The sequence below is a fragment of the Palleronia sp. THAF1 genome (genome assembly GCF_009363795.1).
GTDB lineage: Bacteria > Pseudomonadota > Alphaproteobacteria > Rhodobacterales > Rhodobacteraceae > Palleronia.
The window spans coordinates 3,143,834-3,162,954 of the sequence record NZ_CP045420.1; the positions used below are offsets into that span (position 1 = coordinate 3,143,834).

General features: G+C 61.8%; 18 protein-coding genes. 4 read left to right on the forward strand and 14 right to left on the reverse strand.

The features are described from left to right. Positions 1-227 precede the first annotated feature (227 nt). On the forward strand, positions 228-1,199 hold the full coding sequence (locus tag FIU81_RS15720; protein WP_124110148.1) for a YihY/virulence factor BrkB family protein: 972 nt from the start codon (positions 228-230) through the stop codon (positions 1,197-1,199). Between the two features lie 6 nt (positions 1,200-1,205). Here the strand turns inward: FIU81_RS15720 and FIU81_RS15725 are convergent, their stop codons facing one another. The 3 genes from FIU81_RS15725 to FIU81_RS15735 form a co-directional block, all read right to left on the reverse strand. Continuing rightward, on the reverse strand, positions 1,206-1,805 hold the full coding sequence (locus tag FIU81_RS15725) for a Crp/Fnr family transcriptional regulator (protein ID WP_413816240.1): 600 nt from the start codon (positions 1,803-1,805) through the stop codon (positions 1,206-1,208). Positions 1,806-2,118: 313 nt separating this feature from the next. Further along, positions 2,119-2,481, reverse strand: coding sequence for a hypothetical protein (locus FIU81_RS15730; protein WP_124110146.1), 363 nt, complete (start codon positions 2,479-2,481; stop codon positions 2,119-2,121). A gap of 3 nt (positions 2,482-2,484) precedes the next feature. Next, on the reverse strand, positions 2,485-2,799 hold the full coding sequence (locus FIU81_RS15735; RefSeq protein ID WP_172971498.1) for a DUF883 family protein: 315 nt from the start codon (positions 2,797-2,799) through the stop codon (positions 2,485-2,487). A 121-nt stretch (positions 2,800-2,920) separates the two neighbouring features. On the opposite strand from FIU81_RS15735, the gene FIU81_RS15740 reads away from it, so the two are divergent. Beyond that, positions 2,921-3,529: a hypothetical protein gene (locus tag FIU81_RS15740; protein ID WP_124110144.1), complete on the forward strand. Its 609-nt coding sequence runs from the start codon at positions 2,921-2,923 to the stop codon at positions 3,527-3,529. Positions 3,530-3,533: 4 nt separating this feature from the next. On the opposite strand, the gene FIU81_RS15745 is transcribed toward FIU81_RS15740, so the two are convergent. From FIU81_RS15745 to FIU81_RS15770, 6 genes are read right to left on the reverse strand one after another with little or no spacing between them, the layout of a single operon-like run. Then, positions 3,534-4,247: a gamma-glutamyl-gamma-aminobutyrate hydrolase family protein gene (locus tag FIU81_RS15745; RefSeq protein WP_124110143.1), complete on the reverse strand. Its 714-nt coding sequence runs from the start codon at positions 4,245-4,247 to the stop codon at positions 3,534-3,536. Next, positions 4,244-5,200 (reverse strand): amidoligase family protein, encoded by a 957-nt coding sequence (locus tag FIU81_RS15750; protein WP_124110142.1) that lies wholly within the window; start codon positions 5,198-5,200, stop codon positions 4,244-4,246. Before FIU81_RS15750 ends, FIU81_RS15745 begins: the two co-directional genes overlap by 4 nt. After that, on the reverse strand, positions 5,200-6,744 hold the full coding sequence (locus tag FIU81_RS15755) for a phospholipase D-like domain-containing protein (RefSeq protein ID WP_124110141.1): 1,545 nt from the start codon (positions 6,742-6,744) through the stop codon (positions 5,200-5,202). Before FIU81_RS15755 ends, FIU81_RS15750 begins: the two co-directional genes overlap by 1 nt. After that, the gene (locus tag FIU81_RS15760) at positions 6,741-8,402 is read right to left on the reverse strand and encodes a sensor histidine kinase (protein WP_124110140.1); all 1,662 of its coding nucleotides are present in this window, start codon (positions 8,400-8,402) and stop codon (positions 6,741-6,743) included. Before FIU81_RS15760 ends, FIU81_RS15755 begins: the two co-directional genes overlap by 4 nt. 54 nt (positions 8,403-8,456) lie before the next feature. Beyond that, positions 8,457-9,023 carry an RNA polymerase sigma factor gene (locus tag FIU81_RS15765; protein WP_124110139.1) on the reverse strand — a complete coding sequence of 189 codons (567 nt, stop codon included), beginning with the start codon at positions 9,021-9,023 and terminating at the stop codon, positions 8,457-8,459. Further along, positions 9,016-9,183, reverse strand: a complete 168-nt coding sequence (locus FIU81_RS15770) for a NepR family anti-sigma factor (RefSeq protein ID WP_254695944.1) — start codon at positions 9,181-9,183, stop codon at positions 9,016-9,018. The genes FIU81_RS15765 and FIU81_RS15770 overlap by 8 nt, the downstream gene beginning before the upstream one ends. Positions 9,184-9,289: 106 nt before the next feature. Between FIU81_RS15770 and FIU81_RS15775 the strand changes: the two genes are divergently transcribed. Next, complete coding sequence (locus FIU81_RS15775; RefSeq protein ID WP_124110138.1) at positions 9,290-10,111, forward strand: response regulator; 822 nt, start codon at positions 9,290-9,292, stop codon at positions 10,109-10,111. A gap of 77 nt (positions 10,112-10,188) precedes the next feature. Here FIU81_RS15775 and FIU81_RS15780 read toward each other — a convergent pair whose 3' ends face one another. From FIU81_RS15780 to FIU81_RS15795, 4 genes are all read right to left on the reverse strand, one after another. Further along, positions 10,189-10,398, reverse strand: coding sequence for a DUF1328 domain-containing protein (locus FIU81_RS15780; protein ID WP_320414781.1), 210 nt, complete (start codon positions 10,396-10,398; stop codon positions 10,189-10,191). Between the two features lie 99 nt (positions 10,399-10,497). Beyond that, positions 10,498-15,285: a translocation/assembly module TamB domain-containing protein gene (locus FIU81_RS15785; protein WP_124110137.1), complete on the reverse strand. Its 4,788-nt coding sequence runs from the start codon at positions 15,283-15,285 to the stop codon at positions 10,498-10,500. A 1-nt stretch (position 15,286) separates the two neighbouring features. Next, positions 15,287-17,086 (reverse strand): autotransporter assembly complex protein TamA, encoded by a 1,800-nt coding sequence (locus FIU81_RS15790; protein ID WP_172971499.1) that lies wholly within the window; start codon positions 17,084-17,086, stop codon positions 15,287-15,289. A gap of 84 nt (positions 17,087-17,170) precedes the next feature. Beyond that, a complete protein-coding gene (locus FIU81_RS15795; RefSeq protein WP_124110135.1) occupies positions 17,171-18,037 on the reverse strand; it encodes a formate/nitrite transporter family protein in 867 nt (288 codons plus the stop codon). Positions 18,038-18,121: 84 nt separating this feature from the next. On the opposite strand from FIU81_RS15795, the gene FIU81_RS15800 reads away from it, so the two are divergent. Continuing rightward, positions 18,122-18,373 (forward strand): Rho termination factor N-terminal domain-containing protein, encoded by a 252-nt coding sequence (locus FIU81_RS15800; protein WP_124110134.1) that lies wholly within the window; start codon positions 18,122-18,124, stop codon positions 18,371-18,373. 18 nt (positions 18,374-18,391) lie between these two features. Here the strand turns inward: FIU81_RS15800 and FIU81_RS15805 are convergent, their stop codons facing one another. After that, positions 18,392-19,069: an FAD-binding oxidoreductase gene (locus FIU81_RS15805; protein ID WP_124110133.1), complete on the reverse strand. Its 678-nt coding sequence runs from the start codon at positions 19,067-19,069 to the stop codon at positions 18,392-18,394. Between the last annotated feature and the right edge of the window lie 52 nt (positions 19,070-19,121).

The window sequence follows — 19,121 nt, forward strand, 5'->3', positions numbered from 1 at the left end:
GCGATCTCTGCAAGAGACAGGACATTGTCCTCCTTGTGCGTCGCGCCGCAAAGCCCCGGCGCAGGGTATCATCAGACTAACCGCTTGCGCGTCCGCTGCCAACAGATGTGCGACATCCCGTCACGTCGGGCGGTCGTGACACATTTGATGTGGCCATGAAGAGACATTCGCGGCCCGCGTGCACGGGGTGCATGTGGATCGGCGGTCAGACGCCTATATCAATGTGCATGAGCGAAATTGCGACAGATCAAGATGCCGCCACCGCGCGTCCCGCGAAGTCCACGTTGCGCCGATCCGGTGTGACGTGGCGCACGTGGTGGCAGGCGGGCAAGGCCGTTTTCCTCGACCTGAATGACAGCAACATCGGGCTGATCTCTGCCGGAATCGCGTTCTACGGCATGTTGGCGATCTTCCCTACCTTGGCTGCGATCATCGCGATCTGGGGCTTCTTTGCTGATCCAGCAGCGGTCTACGAGCAATTGAACACCATCCGGTCTCTGGTTCCCGCGGATGCCTACGTCATCTTGGACCAACAACTGACGTCTCTTGTCACCGCCAATTCGTCTACGGTCGGCTGGACCACTCTGATCTCGCTTAGCTTCGCGCTATGGTCGTCGCGGGCGGGTGTCGCGGCTTTGATCCGGGGTCTCAACGCCATCTACCGCGAGAAGAACCGCGTCGGCGTCCGCCAGCTTGCGGCCGCGTTCGGCGTGACGTTCCTGCTTATCGGCGTCGCGCTGGTGGCGTTGCTGTCGGTCGTCATCCTGCCAATCGTGCTGGCGGTTCTGCCGCTTGGCCCGATCACCACGCTGATGATCGCAAGTGTCCGCTGGGTCGTGGCGCTGGGTGTGCTGATCATAGGGATCGGTGTGCTGTATCGCTATGGACCGAACCGCCGCAAAGCGCGTGTTGCTTGGCTGACGCCCGGTGCGTTGGTCGCCGTTGTGATCTGGGGCGCTATTTCCTACGGCTTCAGCTACTACCTGACCAATTTCGGCAACTATAACGAAGTCTACGGTGCGTTAGGTGCCGTGATCGCGTTGCTGATGTGGTTCTACCTGTCGTCGTTCTCGATCTTGCTGGGGGCGTCGCTGAACGCGGAACTCGAACGGCGGGTGCGCGTCGACACCACAGTTGGTGATGAAAGACCCATGGGCCAGCGCCGCGCGTCCGCTGCGGACACCTACATTTCCGACTAGGGGGGATTACATAAGCGGGCGGTGCCGCTTGAAGTCTTCGATGCTGACGACTGCCAGCTTTTCCAACGCAGGCACATCATGCAGCGCCAGCCGGTTGCTGCTCCACGACAGAAGGCCGCGCTCGCGCAGCTTGGCGAGGGTCTTGTTCGTATGCACTAAGGACAGCCCAAGCGTGTCCGCCAGATCCTGCTGACGGAACGGAAACAGCAGTTCGCCGTCCTGCAACAAATCAAGCTGAATCGCACGCATCCAGATATTCAGCAGGCCCCAAGCGATCCTCTCGATGGCCGAGCGCTGCCCAATACTCGTTAGCGCTTCGCCAAGGAAATGTTCCTCCGTCGCGCCGAGCCAGGTGATGTCGTATGCGCGCGACGGGTGGTTCTGGAAGATCGAGAACAATTCCGCACGCTCGAAGACGCAGAGCGTCATGTCGGTAACAGCTTCGACGCTATGCCCCATCTCGTCGGCCACGGCCGCTTGCAAACCGATGAAGTCGCCCGGCATGACGAAGTTGATGATCTGGCGACGGCCATCGTCCAGCGTCTTGAACCGGATCGCCAGACCTTCGAGCACGGTAAACATCTGCGCAGATCGCGCGTTTTCCATGAGGATTGGCGTTCCCGGTCCGATGGATAGCTCGTCGCGCTTGAAGGACTCCATGAAGGACAGTTCGTCCTCGGACATCTCATCAAAGATTTCCAGCTGCCGGAGAGGGCAGTTGCGACACTTGGTCGACATTTGTTGACCCTCCCCCTTATGCGCCGGGTCGGCGCACCGTGAACGAACATGCGTCGCCCATGGTCACGGGACCACAATGCAGGCGACGCTTTTGTTATTGTTCATAGAAACAGTGTTATGGGCTGGGAAGGCAAGAGGAATCTGCGCTCCTGCCCGTCCCACGGCGGGAAGGAGACTGTGCTTAGTCCTTACGCCGCACGGCGCGACCGGCGGCAATTCCCATGATCAGCGCGTTGACGAGCGACGCTGCGCTTAACGCAGGCTGGTTCATCGGGTTCTGAAGCTGCGCCGCAGCCTCTTTGGACACCACGCGTGGAGGCCGCTTCGCCCATAGCAGCGCGAAGAAGCCAAGCACGATGAAGATGCCCGCAGCGCCCAAAGCTGTCGGAAGTGCGCCGTACTGCTCTTCAAAGTAGATCCAAGCAGCGACGGACAGGAAAACCAACCCGATCACGCACAGAACGCCACCGATCGCACCCCATTTGGTGCGATGGGCGACGGCTTTTGCAGAATAGCGGAAGGCGGCGAGTTGCGGTCCGAACATGGATCAGCGACGCGACAACATGCCGATCAGCAGGCCGATGCCTGCCGCGATGCCCAACGCCTGCGCCGGATTCTCACGTACGTAGCTTTCTACATCGTCATACTTCGCCTGCGCTTCGCTACGCAATTCGTCGGCACGACGGCGGGCTTCAGCCTGTGCTTCACGACCCTTCGTGCGGCCGTAGTCGCCGAGCGACTCGGTCAGTTTCGAAATATCCGACTTCAGCATCTCGACCTGGCGTTGCAGGTCCTCGGTGCTTGTGTTCCCAGCGCCGGTCTGTGCGGCGTGCGGAACGTTAGTGTCTACTGCTTTGACCATGGTTTGGTCCTCCTTGCGAGCGCATGAATTCGAAGGATCAATGCAAGCTGCGACGGTTTGTTCCAGTCGGTTGGAACCGCGTGCGCAGCGGACCATTGGTTCTCAAAGGGGGACGCACACAATGACCAGACGATTAAGCGATCTTTTGAACCTGACGGCGACGACTGGCGATTCCAAATTGCCCGTCCGCGCTGTCTTCCATGACAGGCAGACATTGGAATTACGGCAAGTCGCAGTTGATGCCGGATCATGGCTGTCGCGGCACGAGGTGCTGGTGGCCATCGACCGTTTCGATGCGCCGGGCGACGAGACATGGCCGCTGCGCATCTCAGAGGATGATCTGAAGAATGCGCCTGAATGGGAGCATACGGATAGCGCGATAGGCTTGCCGCCTTTGGTCACGGGGCCGTTCGGCTACACATTCTCGCCGATGATGATGGCGGCAGGGATGGCCACTTCAACCGAGCGCGCGATGCCGGGCGTGCCAGAAAATCAGCAAGACATCGTTGGACAAGATGAACATGGCCGTCTGGCAGGGCTGGAACGGTCCAGCGATCTGGTCGGGCCGGATGCGTTCGGGCCGAATGGCCGGATCGGGGAGGTGACTGATCTGCTGCTAAGCGATGATCTACAGATCGTGGCGCTGATCGTTGGCAAGGATGATCCGGTTGAGATGCGTATCGACCGTGCGCGTCACCGGGCCGATCAGGGGTATTTCGTCTTCGACTGACGCTTCAGGCTGGCGCGCCTTCGTCCACCTGCGGCAATTGTGCCGTCTGCTCGGCAGAGGCGCGCGCCGCGGAAACCAGCGCCCGGAAAATCGCGCGCTGGCGGCGGGCATAGAACAGGTGTTCGGGATGCCACTGCACGCCAAGCGCGAAAGGTTCCTCCGTCCGCTCAATGGCTTGGATCATGCCGCCGGTGTCGCGTGCGGCCACGCGCAAACCCCGTCCCAGCGTTGATACGGCTTGGCTGTGCAGCGCGTTCACCTTCATCGGCACGGTGTCGGTATGGGCGGCCAGTCGCGTGTCCGGCACAATCTCGACCACCTTCTTCGGCAGGATCGTCCAGACCCGTTCTGACTTGTCGTAGGTGCCATAGGCGTCCTGATCCAACCGCCCGCCCAGCGCGATGTTCAGCATCTGAGAGCCGCGACAAATGCCGAGAACCGGCTTGCCCTGCTGCATCGCTTCTTCGACCAGACAGGTCTCCATCTTGTCTCGCGCGGGATCAAGCCGGGACGAGGTAATGATCTGTCCGCCGTAAAGGTCCGGGGAAATATCGTCGCCACCGCCGATGATGATGCCATCCACGCCCGACACATCGGACGGTTGCCCTGCAACCCAGCGCACAGCGCGGCCCCCGGCCAGCCAGACGTTGAACGCCACAAGCGGAAAGATGCGCCAGCCTGAGCGGGCGGATGTGGTCACGCCGATGACAGGCTTCATGGAAGCGTCACCGCGTCGTCCAGAATTTCGGCGGAAGTGGCGGCCCAGCGACCGGGGATCGGAACAAGACGATCGCGATAGGCACGCCAGCATTGCTTGAGGTCGTCAAGCAAGTCGCTGTCCGCCGCGACGCCTTCGACGGCGCACCAGCGGTTCCATTCCAACGCGACGGACCAGTCGTCTTCGTCCAACCGGCAATCGGGCAGGCGGTAGTGCCACGCGGGGCGGCCCGATTTGTGTTCCATCTGCGGGACGGCTGCGACCACCGCGCCTTCGTCCAGATGTTTCAGGATCGGCAAGGCATCCAGCGCGTGATTTCGGCTGGGAGCGGTTTCCAGATAGGCCGACTTGATCCTTTCCAGCGTCCAGTCCGTTTCCGGGTCGCACAGGCGGTCCAGAAGCTCGGTCGGATAGGTGTCCACGAAGGGCAGCAGGCGGCGCGAAGCGTCGATGCCCATTCGGGCACGCAACCAATCCTCGGTCAGGGCGAAGGCTGTCAGCATGGGCAGGATATCGTCCACCTGTGTGCCGGGCAGGGCCACGTTCAGATGCACGCCGAAGCCCAGAAGGATGCCGTCGCGCGTGCCGTATGCGCCGTTTTGCACCAGCACGTCGCATAGGGCATCCACCCGCGCGATCTGGCTGGGCAGGATCGGTTCCGTCACGAACTCCACCGGGATGACAGAGCGGCCCAGATCAAGGCCGCGCCGGGCCATCTGGCTATCCACAGTGTCGCGCAAAGCGGTATCCAGCAGGACCTCGACAGACCCGATCTCTGTGTCGTCGATCCGACGTTCGTAATCGGCGGTCTTCGTGACCGTGCCACCCAAAGTTTCGGCGATGATCCGCGCTACCGCGTCCTCATCCAGGCCGCCGCATTCGATCTCTATACCAACGCGGCGGGGCGTGCCGTCGTGCAGGTTCGGCACGGGTAGATCGGCAATTTCTGGCATCAAACAAGCTCCGGCGGTGCGCCCGGAATGTTCATCCCGAACTCTCGTGCGACCCGCACGTCATAAGGCAGCAGGAAGCTGTCGCGGTTGTCGGGTTGGCGCATGGCGTCCAGTTCGGCCTGCTTGCGCACCTGCGGCACCAAGGGTGCCGAGGGGTCAAAGCCGGCGTCGCACATCCAGTGGGTCAGCGAGCGATTGAGCGAGTCCTGTGCGAAATCGGGATCATCCAGTAGCAAACCGGCTTCGGTATCCCAGTGCAGCGAGCGGCTGTTCAAGTTGGCAGAGCTGACGAGGATCGAACGACGGTCGAAAATCGACACTTTGGCATGAACGTAGATCAGCGGTGCGCCCAGCAGGCTGGAACGGTCTTCGGTTTTCGCAAGCCCGATGGACGCGGCGCGGCGTTGAGCGGGGCTGGTGAAATAGCAGCGATCCCCGAAAGCGTCCTGCATCTCTTCGATGCATTCGGCTTGCAGAAACTCGCCGAATTTCACGTCGATTTTCTTGCGGTTCTCGAAGGCGACATCCTCTGGCGCGCCAGGCAGGATCACCAGCAACTCAAGATCATCGACCTCACGACCCCGGTCGCTGATGGCGCGGGCAAGCTCACGATCGCGGAAGAACTGTGTTTCGAAATAGATTGAGGATTTCGCCTGCCCGATTTGCTCTAGTGTGCGATCCTTGATCGAGTTGCGCAACACCTCTGGAGCCATCGAAATGATGTTGTTGCGGTGCTTGGACAGGGTCGTGCAGAAGCCGTGCGCTTCCTCGGGCGGTTCTGCTTTCCCATCGACGGCATCGAGCATTGCATCCAGGTGCGCCTCGGCCACCGCTGCGGCGGGGCCAGACACCCACATCTGCACATCGTGCCACGTTTCCTCGGCGGCACGGCGGTGGACGGGCGAGTCGTAGCGGCGGGGGTTCAGGTCCAGCCCGCCGATATAAAGATGCTGGCTGTCGAACACCGCAAGTTTCTGATGGTGAGACACGGGATGCAGAGGGGGCGGCTGCATATTGTAGGTCTCTGCCTCGCCGTCATCGTTCAGGCGTAGCCAGGGGTGCGTGCCGGGCAGGTCCTCATAGGACTGCTTTCGCTCCTCCGGGTCCTGCTTGTTCAGGTAATCGCGCACATCGCCAAGCTCTGACCAGACGCGGGGCCAAAGGGCGGCACGCGCCACCGGGCCGGCTTGCGCCGGGTGCATCGCGGGGGTGACGTTCAGCAACGTCTCATCATCCAAGCGGTCACGGATCGCATCGAAATGGCGCATGGTGGCCCACGTCAGCTGATGCATGTCCGGCGCAACGATGGGATCAAAATCAGACAGGATCAGATCGAAGCGCACGCCCTTGTTGATGACGTGGACCAGCAGATCGGCCCACGTTTCGCCCACGGCGCAGCCCTCTTCCGAGCGTAACTTCGTTTCGGGATCGAACACGCGAAATCCCGCAGCGACGCGTCGCTCTGCCGCCAGCATGGCGCGCTCGAACGCGGGCCACGCCTCTTCGGCGGTGATCAGTAGTTGAGGCTTTTCACTGGCTGTCATGATTCTTGGGCGAACTCGCTGGGGTTGAAGGCGACTGTTACGATATATGCGTCGTCCTCATCCTCAATGCTCGTATCCGCATCCAGTTGCATCGCGAAGGCTGCCATCAGCTGCTGACCCAGCCCCGTGGACACCTGTGCTTCGTCGTTGACGTAAGGGCCGGTGGAATTGGCGACCCGCAACTCGACAGAGTTTTCGGCCAATTCGCGCAAAGTCAGCTCAATCCATGGTGTGCCATTGGGCGGGCGGCCGACGTATTTCAACGCATTCGTCACCGTTTCCGTCACCAACAACGAGAGCGGCACAGCTTGATCGGGGTAGAGCGCCACGTCATCCACCCCGATGCTGATGGATACTCCCTGATCGGCGGCGTCCGAGTTTTTCACAGTTTGATCCACCAGCTCGCGGATCAGATGGGCCGAGTCCACACGGCTGAGCACGCTGGCCTGATAGAGATTGCGGTGGATCGTTGCCAAACCCAGCACACGGTCCTGCAGGCGACGCAGGATGAAGCGCGTTTCGGCCTCTGTTGCCTTGCGCAACTGCATGTTCATCATCGACGCGATTAGCTGCAGGTTGTTCTTTACCCGGTGGTGGACCTCTTTCAGCAGCACGTCTTTTTCATGGATCGAGTTCTCCAGATCGGCCTCGTCGCGCACGATGCGTTCGGTCATCTGGTGGAATGCCTCGATCACCTCTCGCAGGTCCGAAGGCGTGTCAGATCCGTAGCGCGGCGGCATGATGCGGCGATTGGCAGTAAAGGCGCGGATGCGCAGACGCAGGTAGCGGATGTGGCGAACCACCAGGCGGTGCACAGCGAAATAAGCGACGCCGATCGACACCATCCACATGAGTAGCGGAAAAAGGATCGCGCTGGCTGCCGTCAGCCCGGCTGTGCGTACGGCGGACGGCGGCCAGACCGCCAGCGCGTAAAGCTCTCCGGGCAGCAGTGGCGCAATGGTGTAGAAGCGGTTCGCGCCCCCCTGAGAGGTATCGCGGAAGCTGATCGGCTCTTCACTTCCAAGTCCGATCATACGGCTTTCTGGCGGAAGCTCGTCGCTAAGGTTGTCTTCGCTCTCGGCAGTCCAAAGGATCTTGCCGTCTGCCGTGAAAGACGTGGCGAACAGAGGATCCAGCTCTCCTTCCCGGCGATTGACTTCTAGTGTGTTTTGCGGAATCGACAGGGCAACATAGCCCGCGATTTCCCCGTCCACCCGGTAAGGTTCGGATACGACGACCACGCTGCGGCGCGAGATACCACCGGTCACGGCGTTCACGTGCGGGCGGGGATCATCGATGAATTCCTGATAGATGGTCGAGCCGCTCAGGTCGGTTCCGATGCCGTCTGAGCCACAGATGGCGATCCCCTCCATCGAGACAACGCCGGCGAAGGTGACGTTGGCCACTTCGTTCACAAAAGAGGCGGCGCGGGCCGAACATTCTTCGGGGTCGTCCAGAAGGCCGGGGAACGTGCGGGCCGCAATCTGTGCTGCCCCCCGAACGCGCAGGATACTTTCGCGTTCGACGGTTGCAGCGGTCAGCGTAGCCGCGACAAGCGCCGCTTCCGCGTTTCGGTCGGCCTCGTCGATGACGCGGTAGGTCTGGACCATCGCAATGATGCCGATCGGCAGCAAGGCAAGCCCCAACAGGGCTGCCAAGCGGACATCCAATCGGTCGAGACCGTCAATTCCGCGCCCATCGCTAAGCACAAGCTACCCCTGTCGCGAGTGGTTCGTCGACATTGCCGACGCGTTCGTCGTATCTGAGATAACCGGATCTTCGTCAGGATCGAGTTCCATCAGCTCTGCAAGACGCCTGCGCCCGCGATTTGCGCGGCTTTTGATGGTGCCCACGGCGACGCCACACATCTGCGCGGCCTCCTCGTAGGCAAAGCCCTCGGCCCCGACCAGCGTCAGGGCTTCGCGTTGCTCATCGGGCAATTGCAGGAAGGCCTTGCGGAAATCGGTCATCGCCAGACGGCCATCGTGGGCTGGACGCTCAGACAAGGATGCCGCCATGACGCCGTCCACATCCGCGACTTCGCGCTTGGCCTTGCGGCGGATCGAGTAGAACGCGTTGCGCTGGATCGTGAAAAGCCACGCCCGCAGGTTCGTACCAGGCTGGAACTTGTCCATGTTTTTCCACGCCTTTTCGATGGTGTCCTGCACCAGATCGTCGGCAGCGGCAGAGTTGCGCGTCAATGACATGGCGAACGCGCGCAGGGCACCAAGGTGTTCGACCAATTCATCGCGCGGGTCGCGCACGGTGTCTTCAGTCATCGGAACCGGTCCCGGCTTCGCCTTTATCTTGCTCTTTCAGCTTTTGTAGCAAGGACTTGAAGCGGTCGGGTATGTCGTCGTCCTGCTGGTCCATGTAAACGCGACGCAGATTCTCGTCGATTTGGCGCATTACGCTCGACGTCTTCTTTTCGTCGGTCATCAGATAGGGCCACTCGATTATTTCAGGAACTTGGGCGCGGGTCGGGAACTAACCCGCGACCGGCGGGTTGGTTCCAAAGAATTTAAGATCAGGGACAACATCATCCATGCCATCTCGAACGGAACAGATCGACCTGTCGGACATCATCGGGGATGAGCTTCCCTACCTGCGCCGCTATGCGCGCGCCTTGACCGGATCCCAGCGCACCGGTGACAACTACGCCGCAGCCACGCTCGAGGCGATCCTGCAAGAACCCGCGATTTTCGAACGCTCGATGGCGCCGAAAACGGCGCTCTTCCGGGCGTTCCACATGATCTGGTCCACCGCCGGTGCGCCCACTGCCGATACTGAAGATCCCACCAGCCGCATGGAAAGCCGGGCGCTGGATCATATGGCGGGCCTGACCAACAATACGCGCGAGGCGCTGCTTCTGTCGACGATCGAAGGCTTCAGTTTCGAACACGTCGGTCAGATCATGCAGGTCGACACGGACGAAGCCGAATCCCTGACCAATATCGCCATCGCCGAGATGGAAAAGAGCATGTCCGGCAAGGTCATGATCATTGAAGATGAGGCCATCATCGCGATGGATATCCACTCCATCGTGTCCGAGATGGGCCACAACATCACCGGCATCGCCCGGACCCGCGACGCCGCCGTGACGCTGGCGTCCAAGGATCGGCCCGACCTGATTCTTGCGGACATTCAACTGGCGGATAACTCGTCCGGCATCGACGCGGTGAACGACATTCTCGAGCAGTTCGGAAACCTGCCCGTTATCTTCATCACCGCCTTCCCGGAACGCCTGTTGACTGGCGACAAGCCAGAACCCGCGTTCCTGATCGCCAAGCCCTACTCGGTCGAGCAAGTTCGCTCTGCCGTCAGCCAGGCGATGTTCTTCTCATCGACAGAGACGCTGAAGGCCTGAACGCTTTCTATTGCGAGTCAAAATGAAAAAGGCGGCCCAATAGGCCGCCTTTTTCATGTCTTGTAACTAGGATCGGTCTATTCGGACTGGCGCTGCGTATCGTCCGAATTCTCGCGCGCCGCCTTGATGGCTACGAGAACCAGAGAGACGCCGAGAAAGACGAAAAACAATACTTGTGCGAGGCCAGCCGCAACGGTCGCGTCGCCGCCGAAACCAAATAGACCTGCGGTCAGCGCGACCGCGAAAGAAATAAACGACCAGTAGAGCATCGGATCGATCCTGTTCATTGGGCCCCCCTGTTGAGAACCCAAGAAGACTCCGGCGCGGTTGTTCCGGTCGAGTGTAAAAAAACTTAGCAAACTGCGACGCAATGTGTCGCAGCTGCATCAGTAGTCACGCTCGAAGAAGATCCCCAAGGTCGTCTCTCCGGTATTGTTGGCACCGCCGCGCACCGTCAGGCTGTCCGTCACATCAAGGTTCAGGTTGATCTCGGCTTCTCCGGCGGCATTCACCGTCACGTCGGAATAGACGTTTTCGCTTATATATTTGCCTGCCCGGACGCCGACATTGCCGTCTTCATCCGTGGTCACATCCAGATCGTCGAAGCCCGTTCTCTGACGCAAGCGCGCAATCACTCCATCGCCGCCACGTCCCGCAAGCGTGGCCACGGCAGACGCAAGCTGAGCCGCCTGGAGCGGAGAGATCTCTTCGATCGACCGGCCGAACAGCAGGCGCGACAGCACCTCGTCTTCCGGCAGTTCCGGCTCGGACGCGAAAGTAATCTCTGGTTCTGTTGCCTCACCCTCAACGATCACAAAGACGGTGACATCGCCCGTGTCCGTGCGGGCAACAAGACGAATGCGCGGATCGAAGTCACCCTGCAGGAAGACAGAGCCTTCCGTCAGCGTGATCCGCTGGCCCAGCAGGTCCAGCCGCCCGCGGATCAGGTCGAACTGGCCCGACGGGATGACGTTCGCGGTGGTCCCGCCCAGACGCAACTGACCGCCCAACTCTGCATCAAGGCCCCGGCCGCGGATGAAGATTCGGTTTTCGGCCACGATCAGCAGGTCGAGTGGGAAGGCGACGCCGCCGCCGCCGCCCGCGCCATCGCCGGGCTCTTCGATCAGATCGGCCTTTTCGCGGGTGCGGCGCACATCGGCAGGCTCGTTCACGTGGACAAGCCCATCGGGGATTGGCCCGGTCACGCCCAGTCCGGTGGACGGAATGCGCACTTCGGTTTCGCCGACCATGATCGTGCCGCCGATGGTGGCACCGCCCGTCAGCGGCCCGGTGACCGTGACGCGCCCGTTCAGTGACGTGCGATACAAGCGCGGGTCTTCGAACACGACCTGCACAAGTTCGATCCCGAGTTCGGCATTGTAGCCGGCATTCAGCGAGATCGGCCCCGCCACGCGAATCTGCCCGCCTTCCTGCTTGTTCGCCGTCAGGTTCAGTTGCACTTGCCCACCGGATAGCTGGGCGGTGCCGTTGATGTCTTGCAGCACTGCAGGAAGCGACGGGTCGATGAAGCGGCCGCCCGCGACCGTCACGGTGCCCGTGGCCGACGATGGGGCGAGGGGGCCGTTCAGGCGAATGTCGAAGCGCGCATCGCCCTCCAACGCGCGGTTGCCAAGGAACGGGTTGGCCACGCGCAGCGGCGCGTTGCCCGTCAGGCCCAGATTGGCGCGGTCGAAGCTTTCAGCGACGGTGCCGTTGACGCTGGCGGTGATGCCCTGCGGCCCGGTCAGGTCCACGTCCAGAACGATGTTCGACCCCTGCTGTCCGGCGCGGCCCCGTGCGGTGACGGGGCCGTCAAAATTGGGAACGAATTGCCCAAGGTTTGCGAGCCGCGCGTCGAAGGTCAGGTTGCTGGCCCCACCGAAGATCGAGCCGTTGGCGGTGGCATCCAGTCCGGGTGTATCCAGCGCGAAGGTCTGCACCCGGATTGGCGCGTTTGCCCCGTCACGGGACGCCTGCGCGTTCAGAACCGTGGCCCCACCCGCGAGCAGCTGATCGACCTGTGCGATACCCACACGCAGGCCCTGGCCGCGGGCGTTGGCCGTCAGATCGAAGCGGCTGGCATCGATGGCGGAACGCCCCTGCGCCTGCATCGACACAGAGCCAGAGAGCGAGCGGTTCGCCAATCGATTGAACCGCGACAGATCGGCAGCGCGCAGATCGACTTCACCGTCGAAAACCGGTGTCATGTCGATGTCGGAGACCTCTCCGAGCAGATCGAGCACCACGCCCGCCCCATCTGCATCGACCGATATCTGCCACGTCTCTCCAGTCTGTTCCGCGAAGGCCATGACGGTGCCCTGGCCTGACATTTCGGGCACGATAGCGCCCAACTCGGAGAACACGATGTTCAATTGCCCGGCGTTGTCGTCGCCGCCGTATTGCCCTTCACCAGCCACCCGAACCTGCGGGTTCGACAGCTGAATCGTCGGCGCTTCGATACGGTCGCCCTCTTTGCTGGCGACGATGTTCAACGTGGTCACGCCGTCCATCAGGCGGTTCACCTCGGCTTGGCCAACTTCCAGATCCTCTGTGCGACCCTCGATGGTGGCCTCTGCGCTGGACAGATCGAAGCGCGCGCCGCCGTCCACGGAAAGATCCACCGATCCGCCCAGTTCGCGGTTTGCGATGGCGGAAAAGACCGACAGTTCGTCCACGGTGATTTGCGCTGTGCCGCTGGCAAGGGGGGCCACGTCATCCATCCCGAGGTCGGTTACGATGACGTCAGCGATCACCCGCGCGCCCGCGCCGGTGCCGTCCAGATCGACGGTCCAGCCGTCCTGATCTTCCTGCGCGTCCAGAACGATCGTCGCAGGGCCGGTCATGTCGGGCACGATGTCCGACAGGTCGGGCATTTCGATCCGCACATCGACGTTGCTTTGCTGCGATGCGATGAAGGCCTCTCCGCTCACGCTGACTTGCGGGTTCTGTAGCGTCAGTTCGGGCACGGTGATCTGCGGACCGTTGCGCTGGACTTGCGCGGCGATGGTCGTTTGACCGGCCAGCAGGCGATCCGCTTCGGGTTGATCGATCTGCACATCCGCGATCAGGCCATCCAGCGTTACGTCGACTTGGCGCAGGTTCAGACGCGTCTGGCCGCGCGTGTCCAGATCGACAGAGCCGCCCAGTTCGCGCCCTGCGAAGACACTGAAGTTCGACAGATCGGCGGCTTCGACCGCCAATTCGAACAGCGCGAGCGGGCTTTCTGCGTCGAGTTCCCGGATCGTAGCGTTTCCCGCGATCTGCGCATCGGCACCATCGGCGTCCAGAACGATGCGCCATTCGTCTTCCGGGCGCTGCGCGGTCAGATTGAGCGTGGCAGGCCCGTTCAGGTCGGGGTCGATCCGGCCCAGATCGTCCAACCGCGCGGCGATCTCTGCCGTACCACCGTCAGAGGTCAGATCAGCGCTGCCATTCACGGCCAGCGCTTCGTTGTTCAGAAGCAGACGCTCGACTCGCAGGCCGGTCTCGTCGCGCATGGCGTCCAGCGTTAGCGCCGTTGCGCCGACCAGAAGCGGATCGACCAGGTCGTTGCCGATGGCCAGATCCTGCGCGCGACCTTCCAGCGATACGTCGAACGCGCCCGAAAGCGCCTGCGCCTCCAGCGACAGATCGACCGAAGCGCCGCCAGCCAACGGCGTGCCGGCGAGCGCGGCAAAGATCGACAGATCATCGGCGTCGAGTTGTGCCGTCAGCGACAGGGGCACGTTCTCGCCATCGGGATCGACCTGACCCTGGCCATTCAAGGTGAAGGCGTCGCCATTGATGCGCAGCGTTTGCAATTGGATCGGCTGGTTCGCATCGTAGCCGATCTCGATCCGGCCAGTGATTTCGTCGCCGACCGCCTGTCCGATACCACCGTCGTCAAAGGCCAGCCCGGCGGCGATCAGGTCGAAACCTGCCGTTATACTTAGATCGTCACCCGCGCCCGCGATGACACCGCCACCGTCTAGCGCGATGCGTTCGGCTTCCAGCCCCGTCTGATCGAAGCCCTCCAGCACGATTTCGGCGTCCCATTCTTCGCTGACACTGGCGTCGAAACCGATGTCCAGCCCGACTCGCGACACGCGCACCTCACCACCCACCGGCAGCAGGACGGGGCCGCTTTCGTTTGCGATCTGGCCGGTCACATCGATCAGATCGGGCACGCCATCGGCCCCAACGCTGACCTCGCCTTGAAGGGTGATGGAGTCCGCTGCCAGCTCGAACTGATTCAGCGTAAAGCCGCCCTCGGCCCCTTGCGCGCCAGAGGCTTGAAGCGACACGTCCGGTCCGAAGAACGGACGGTAGTTGGGGGCGAACAGGGCGGTTACGTCACCGCCCAGATCGACGGCGAAACCCTGGGCGCCATTGTCGGTCTCGCGCAAGGATACAGTACCTTGCAGACGCGGCTCGCCGTCGGTGTTCAGGTCGATGGTGGCGTCAAAGTCCGACAGCGGGCCTTCGCCCTGGATGCTTGCTTCGACCGAAGGGCGGCCGGGCAGGTTCGCAAGGCTTGCAACGATACCATCCGGACCTTCTTCGACCGTGACGTCGATGGCCAATTCACGACCGTCGTTGTCGTAGCTGCCCGCGATGCGGAAGATGCCCGTCTCGTCGTCGATCCGCTCGGCGGTGATGTCCACCTCGCCCGATCCGCCAGAAAGAGAGGCAGAGCCTTCCAGCGTCATCACCGTTTCTTCGCCGATGACCGGCTGGCCCAGCTCGACCCGTTCGATCGCCAAACGACCCAGTTCAATCGACACTGGCAGCTCGGGCAACTGAAACGGCTGCGCCTCCGGCGACGGGACATCCACCCGTTCTTCGCCCTGCGGCAGACGGGGCAGGATCACTTCGGCCGCAGTCAGTTCCTCGACTGATAGACGACCGCGCAGCAGCGCGGCGCGGTTCCAGTCCAAGACCGCGTCGTTGACGGTCAGCCAAACGCCTTCTTCGTCGGAAATCTGGATCGACGCGACCGTTGCGCGGCTGGACAAAGCGCCCTCGAACCCGCTGACGCGCACTTGGAAACCGTCGGACGACAGGCGATCCTCGATCAGGTTCTCAAGAAAGCCGCCGCCGTCCTCGTCGGGATCGGGTTCTTCCTGCGCCATGACGGGCATGGCACCGATGACGCAGGTCAAAAGACCCAGACGAAGATACGACCTAAAACCCATGTCAGAATGCCTGCCCGATACCCACGTAAATCTCTACACCGTCACTTTCGTCCGCAAACCCGGTGCTGCTGACCGGAACCGCCACATCCAGCCGGATCGGGCCGATGGGCGTCAGGTAACGCAAGCCCAGCCCCGCGCCTGAATGCGTATTGTCGCCATCCGGAAAGCTGTCCGGCCCCACCGCGCCGAAGTCATAGAACGCGACCGCACCGATGCTGTCGGTAATACCCACGCGCGCTTCGACAGAGGCAGCGGCGTAAGAGCCACCGCCAGAGTCCACGCCATTCGGCAGCACGATGCCGAGTGATTGATAGGCGTGACCGCGCACTGTGCCGCCGCCGCCCGAGTAGAAGCGGTATTCGTTCGACACCTCGGTCACGTCCGCACCGAAGATAGAGCCGCCCTGCAAGCGGCCCGCGAGCGTGAAGCGCTCGTCATCGCCAAAGCTCAGGTAGGTGCGGGTGTCGTAGGTAAGACGCGCGCCGCTGCCGGTGGCGTCGTTGGTGCCTAGAAACGGCGTCAGTGAGATGTCGGCGAAGTAACCGCCTTTTGCGTCCAACGGTTCTTCGCGCGAGTCGTAGGACGCCGAAAGCGGCGCGATCAGCAAGGAATAGTCCGTCGTGCCGGTCTCATCCTCGACCCGGCTGAATCGATACCCCAGACCGTATTCGATCTCGATCTCGTCGTTCACATATCGCTGGATGCCGAAGACCAGCGATCCGGTGTCCGAGATGTAATCCTCTTCGTCCAGCCGCGCGATTCCAGCTTCGGCGAAGAAGGTGTTTTCGGGCGAGAAGGTCGCAGGACGTTCGAACCGAGCGCCAAAGCTGTAGTCGGTCCCACCGGTGCCGCCGCCGATGCCCGACACCTCACCGTCGAGGCGCAGCCGTTCCGCGCCGCCGAACAGGTTGCGGTGGATCCAGTAGCTGGACAGGGTCAGCCCCTCGACCGACGACAGCTCGGCACCGAAGCCGATGCGGCGCGGAGGGAAGGCCGACAGGGTGGCGTCCACATCAAGCGTGTCGTTCGGATTCAACGTCTCCGCTTCGGTCAGGGCGACCGCGGAAAACACCTGCGTACGGCGCAAGCGCCGAGTTACATCGTCCAGTTCATCGGGATCGAAGACTTGCCCGGTCGGGAAGCCTGCAATGTCGCGCAGGCGTTCCTCTCGCACGTCTTGGCTGCCTTGGAACCGGATGTTGCCGAAGCGCACCAGCGGGCCCGGTGCAACGCCGATGTCCGCCGCCAGCGTATCCTGTTCGTGCTGCGCCACGACGCTTTGGCTGCCGATGTCGGCCTTTGCGTGACCGGCCTGCCGCCATGCATCAACGGACGCGGACGCCGCATCGCGGATCACGCCGGACCGAGCCGGTGCGCCGGGGGCGTATTCTTCGGGGATGACGCCCGCGACCGGAAGCGGCCCGATTTCAGAGCGTGAAAAGTTGTAGATGGGGCCGGGCTGCACCGACACGCGGATCGACTGGATCGTCCCAAGCTGTGCCAAGGGAGAGATATCCGCCGCTTCGGTGCCGTTGACGGTAATGTTGATGACGCCGCCATAGCGCCCCGTGGAATAAAGCGTTCCGACCAGCCGACCATAGTCCGCGCGTGCAGCGGCAAGCAGTTCGGCAGGGTCGGTTACGTCCTCTGATTCCGCTGCGACAAGCAGCGACGATTGGCGCAGATCTTCAGTGATCTCATCGTCGCCGGCGACGTCGAAGATCAGGCCGTCGAAGGCATAACTCGGCACTGCGCCCAGAGAGAACATGGCGCATGCGCCGAGCAAGATCTTAAAGGTCACGCAGAGGCCCCCCGGTATGCGCATCGGCGTTACCTTAGGGCTTGTTGTGGCGGGCGACCACCCGCCACCGATCACGTTTATGCTCTATTCGTCCACTTCGGCGGCAACTTGCGCCCATGTGATCAGGGTGAACACGGCCGTTCCGCCAAAGACATTGCCCAGAAGGACAGGGAAAAAGAACCGCAAGGATTCTGCCCATCCGATGACCCCGGTCAGAACGAGATACGCCATTTCCACGGACCCGGCGATGATGTGCGTGAAGCCACCCGCAGCAATCAGCCACGTAAAGGTGAAGATCAACAAGAAGCCACCCTGCGGCACCGTTGGCAGCATCCAGACGATCGCAGCCACGATGACACCGGCCGGGATGGCTTTTGCGAATCCTTCCAGCGGCGGATGCAGGATCGCCTTTTCCGAGATCTCGGTCAGCGCCATCTGTATATCTGGCCCGAACGCGCCAGTGTATGCCATGAAGGCCGCCGCAATGAAGGCGCCGATCACGTTCGCTGTCAGCACGATCGCCCACAGACGTCCGGTCAAGTAAAAGTATTCCTTGCAGGGCTGCGATGTCAGCGGAAGCACAGTGGTGATAGTGTTCTCTGTGAACAGCTGCATCCGGCCCATGATGACCAGTAGGAAACCAAGGGTGTAGCCGAAGGATTCCACCAGCGGACGCCAAGCGGTATCGGGCAGCCCGACTTGCAGGATCGCCTCTCCCAGTACCGAGAAAGAGATCAGGATACCGGCGGCAAGACCCGAAAAGACCAGCGACGTCTTCGGCCGCGTCATCTCGTCGGCACCGTCCCGGCGGATAACTTCGTAGATCAGGCGCGCTGAAAGACGTGAGGCCTGCTCGACCGACTCGCGTTCTTCACCATCCATGTTCTGTTCGGCTTCCTGCTGGCGATTGATATCCTTCGCGCGCAACCGTTCTTCGTCTCTCGATACCATCCAATGAATCCTTCAAATGATATTGCCGGAACATTTGCCGCGGCACTTCTGTTCCCCGCGCAGATTGCGACGGAAGGACATAGCATGGCCGACAGCATCAAGAACAAAGACACCTACGACGCATTACGCGACGATGGGATGTCCAAGGAAAAGGCCGCGCGCATTGCCAATGCGCAGGCCAACGATGACATGAACCCGTCCGAGAAGGGCGGCAAACAGCCCCCCTACGAGGATTGGACGAAGGACGAGCTGTACGAGCGGGCGCAAGAAATCGGCATCGATGGGCGATCCGACATGACGAAGGACGAACTGATCGAGGCGCTGCGCAACCACTGACCGCGCAGCGCCGAATTTTTACCAGCCGTTTTCGGTGACGATCTTGTCCTCATCGAAGCCCGCGTCTTTCAACGCGTCTCGGATATCATCGACCATCTGTTGCGGCCCACAGATGTAACAGGGCTTGGACGTATCGGTCGCGTGCTTCTTCAGGAAATCCGCGTCGATCATGCCGTGGTGCAGACCTTCGGCTGCCTCGTCCGTTACAACGAAGATCGTTTCCAGCCCGTCCATCTGCTCCCACTCGTCGCGCAGGATGATGTCGCGCTCGGTTTCGTTGGAATAGATCAGCACGCTGCCCTCCAACGTTCCGTCCTTGGCGCGGCGCCGCAATATCGGGATGTAGGGCGTGACACCCGCGCCGCCTGCGATGAAGTAACCCGGGCCATGGTCAGTGATCGCGCCGTCGGGTGCGTCGGCCAATACCTGATCGCCGGGAGACATGCCCGGGATTTGCTTGGTCACGCCGTTGTCGTGATCGGGGTAGGTCTTGATCACGAATTCCAATCGGTCCGTTTCCTCGGGCTGAGAGGTCATCGTGAACGCGCGGTCTTCGTCGCGCCAGCCGTCTTCGTCCAGCGCCCAATGCGTCGCCTGACCGGGCTTGAAGTCGAAGCCTTCGGGGCGATCAAACACCATGCGGTAGGTGTCGTGGGTGACGGGGTGCTTTTCTTTCAGCGTCAATGTGTAGGTCATTGCGGGCTCCATTCGGTTCGCAGCGAAAACGGATGGGCCGGGGCGCGGTTCC

Bases quoted from the DNA above. Each gene is read 5' to 3' on its own strand.
- FIU81_RS15775 (WP_124110138.1), top strand. From the start codon at position 9,290: ATGCCATCTCGAACGGAACAGATCGACCTGTCGGACATCATCGGGGAT.
- FIU81_RS15735 (WP_172971498.1), bottom strand. From the start codon at position 2,799: ATGGTCAAAGCAGTAGACACTAACGTTCCGCACGCCGCACAGACCGGC.
- FIU81_RS15750 (WP_124110142.1), bottom strand. From the start codon at position 5,200: ATGCCAGAAATTGCCGATCTACCCGTGCCGAACCTGCACGACGGCACG.
- FIU81_RS15755 (WP_124110141.1), bottom strand. From the start codon at position 6,744: ATGACAGCCAGTGAAAAGCCTCAACTACTGATCACCGCCGAAGAGGCG.
- FIU81_RS15800 (WP_124110134.1), top strand. From the start codon at position 18,122: ATGGCCGACAGCATCAAGAACAAAGACACCTACGACGCATTACGCGAC.
- FIU81_RS15730 (WP_124110146.1), bottom strand. From the start codon at position 2,481: ATGTTCGGACCGCAACTCGCCGCCTTCCGCTATTCTGCAAAAGCCGTC.
- FIU81_RS15720 (WP_124110148.1), top strand. From the start codon at position 228: ATGAGCGAAATTGCGACAGATCAAGATGCCGCCACCGCGCGTCCCGCG.
- FIU81_RS15725 (WP_413816240.1), bottom strand. From the start codon at position 1,805: ATGGAAAACGCGCGATCTGCGCAGATGTTTACCGTGCTCGAAGGTCTG.
- FIU81_RS15785 (WP_124110137.1), bottom strand. From the start codon at position 15,285: ATGGGTTTTAGGTCGTATCTTCGTCTGGGTCTTTTGACCTGCGTCATC.
- FIU81_RS15765 (WP_124110139.1), bottom strand. From the start codon at position 9,023: ATGACTGAAGACACCGTGCGCGACCCGCGCGATGAATTGGTCGAACAC.
- FIU81_RS15780 (WP_320414781.1), bottom strand. From the start codon at position 10,398: ATGAACAGGATCGATCCGATGCTCTACTGGTCGTTTATTTCTTTCGCG.
- FIU81_RS15770 (WP_254695944.1), bottom strand. From the start codon at position 9,183: ATGACCGACGAAAAGAAGACGTCGAGCGTAATGCGCCAAATCGACGAG.
- FIU81_RS15795 (WP_124110135.1), bottom strand. From the start codon at position 18,037: ATGGTATCGAGAGACGAAGAACGGTTGCGCGCGAAGGATATCAATCGC.
- FIU81_RS15745 (WP_124110143.1), bottom strand. From the start codon at position 4,247: ATGAAGCCTGTCATCGGCGTGACCACATCCGCCCGCTCAGGCTGGCGC.
- FIU81_RS15805 (WP_124110133.1), bottom strand. From the start codon at position 19,069: ATGACCTACACATTGACGCTGAAAGAAAAGCACCCCGTCACCCACGAC.
- FIU81_RS15740 (WP_124110144.1), top strand. From the start codon at position 2,921: ATGACCAGACGATTAAGCGATCTTTTGAACCTGACGGCGACGACTGGC.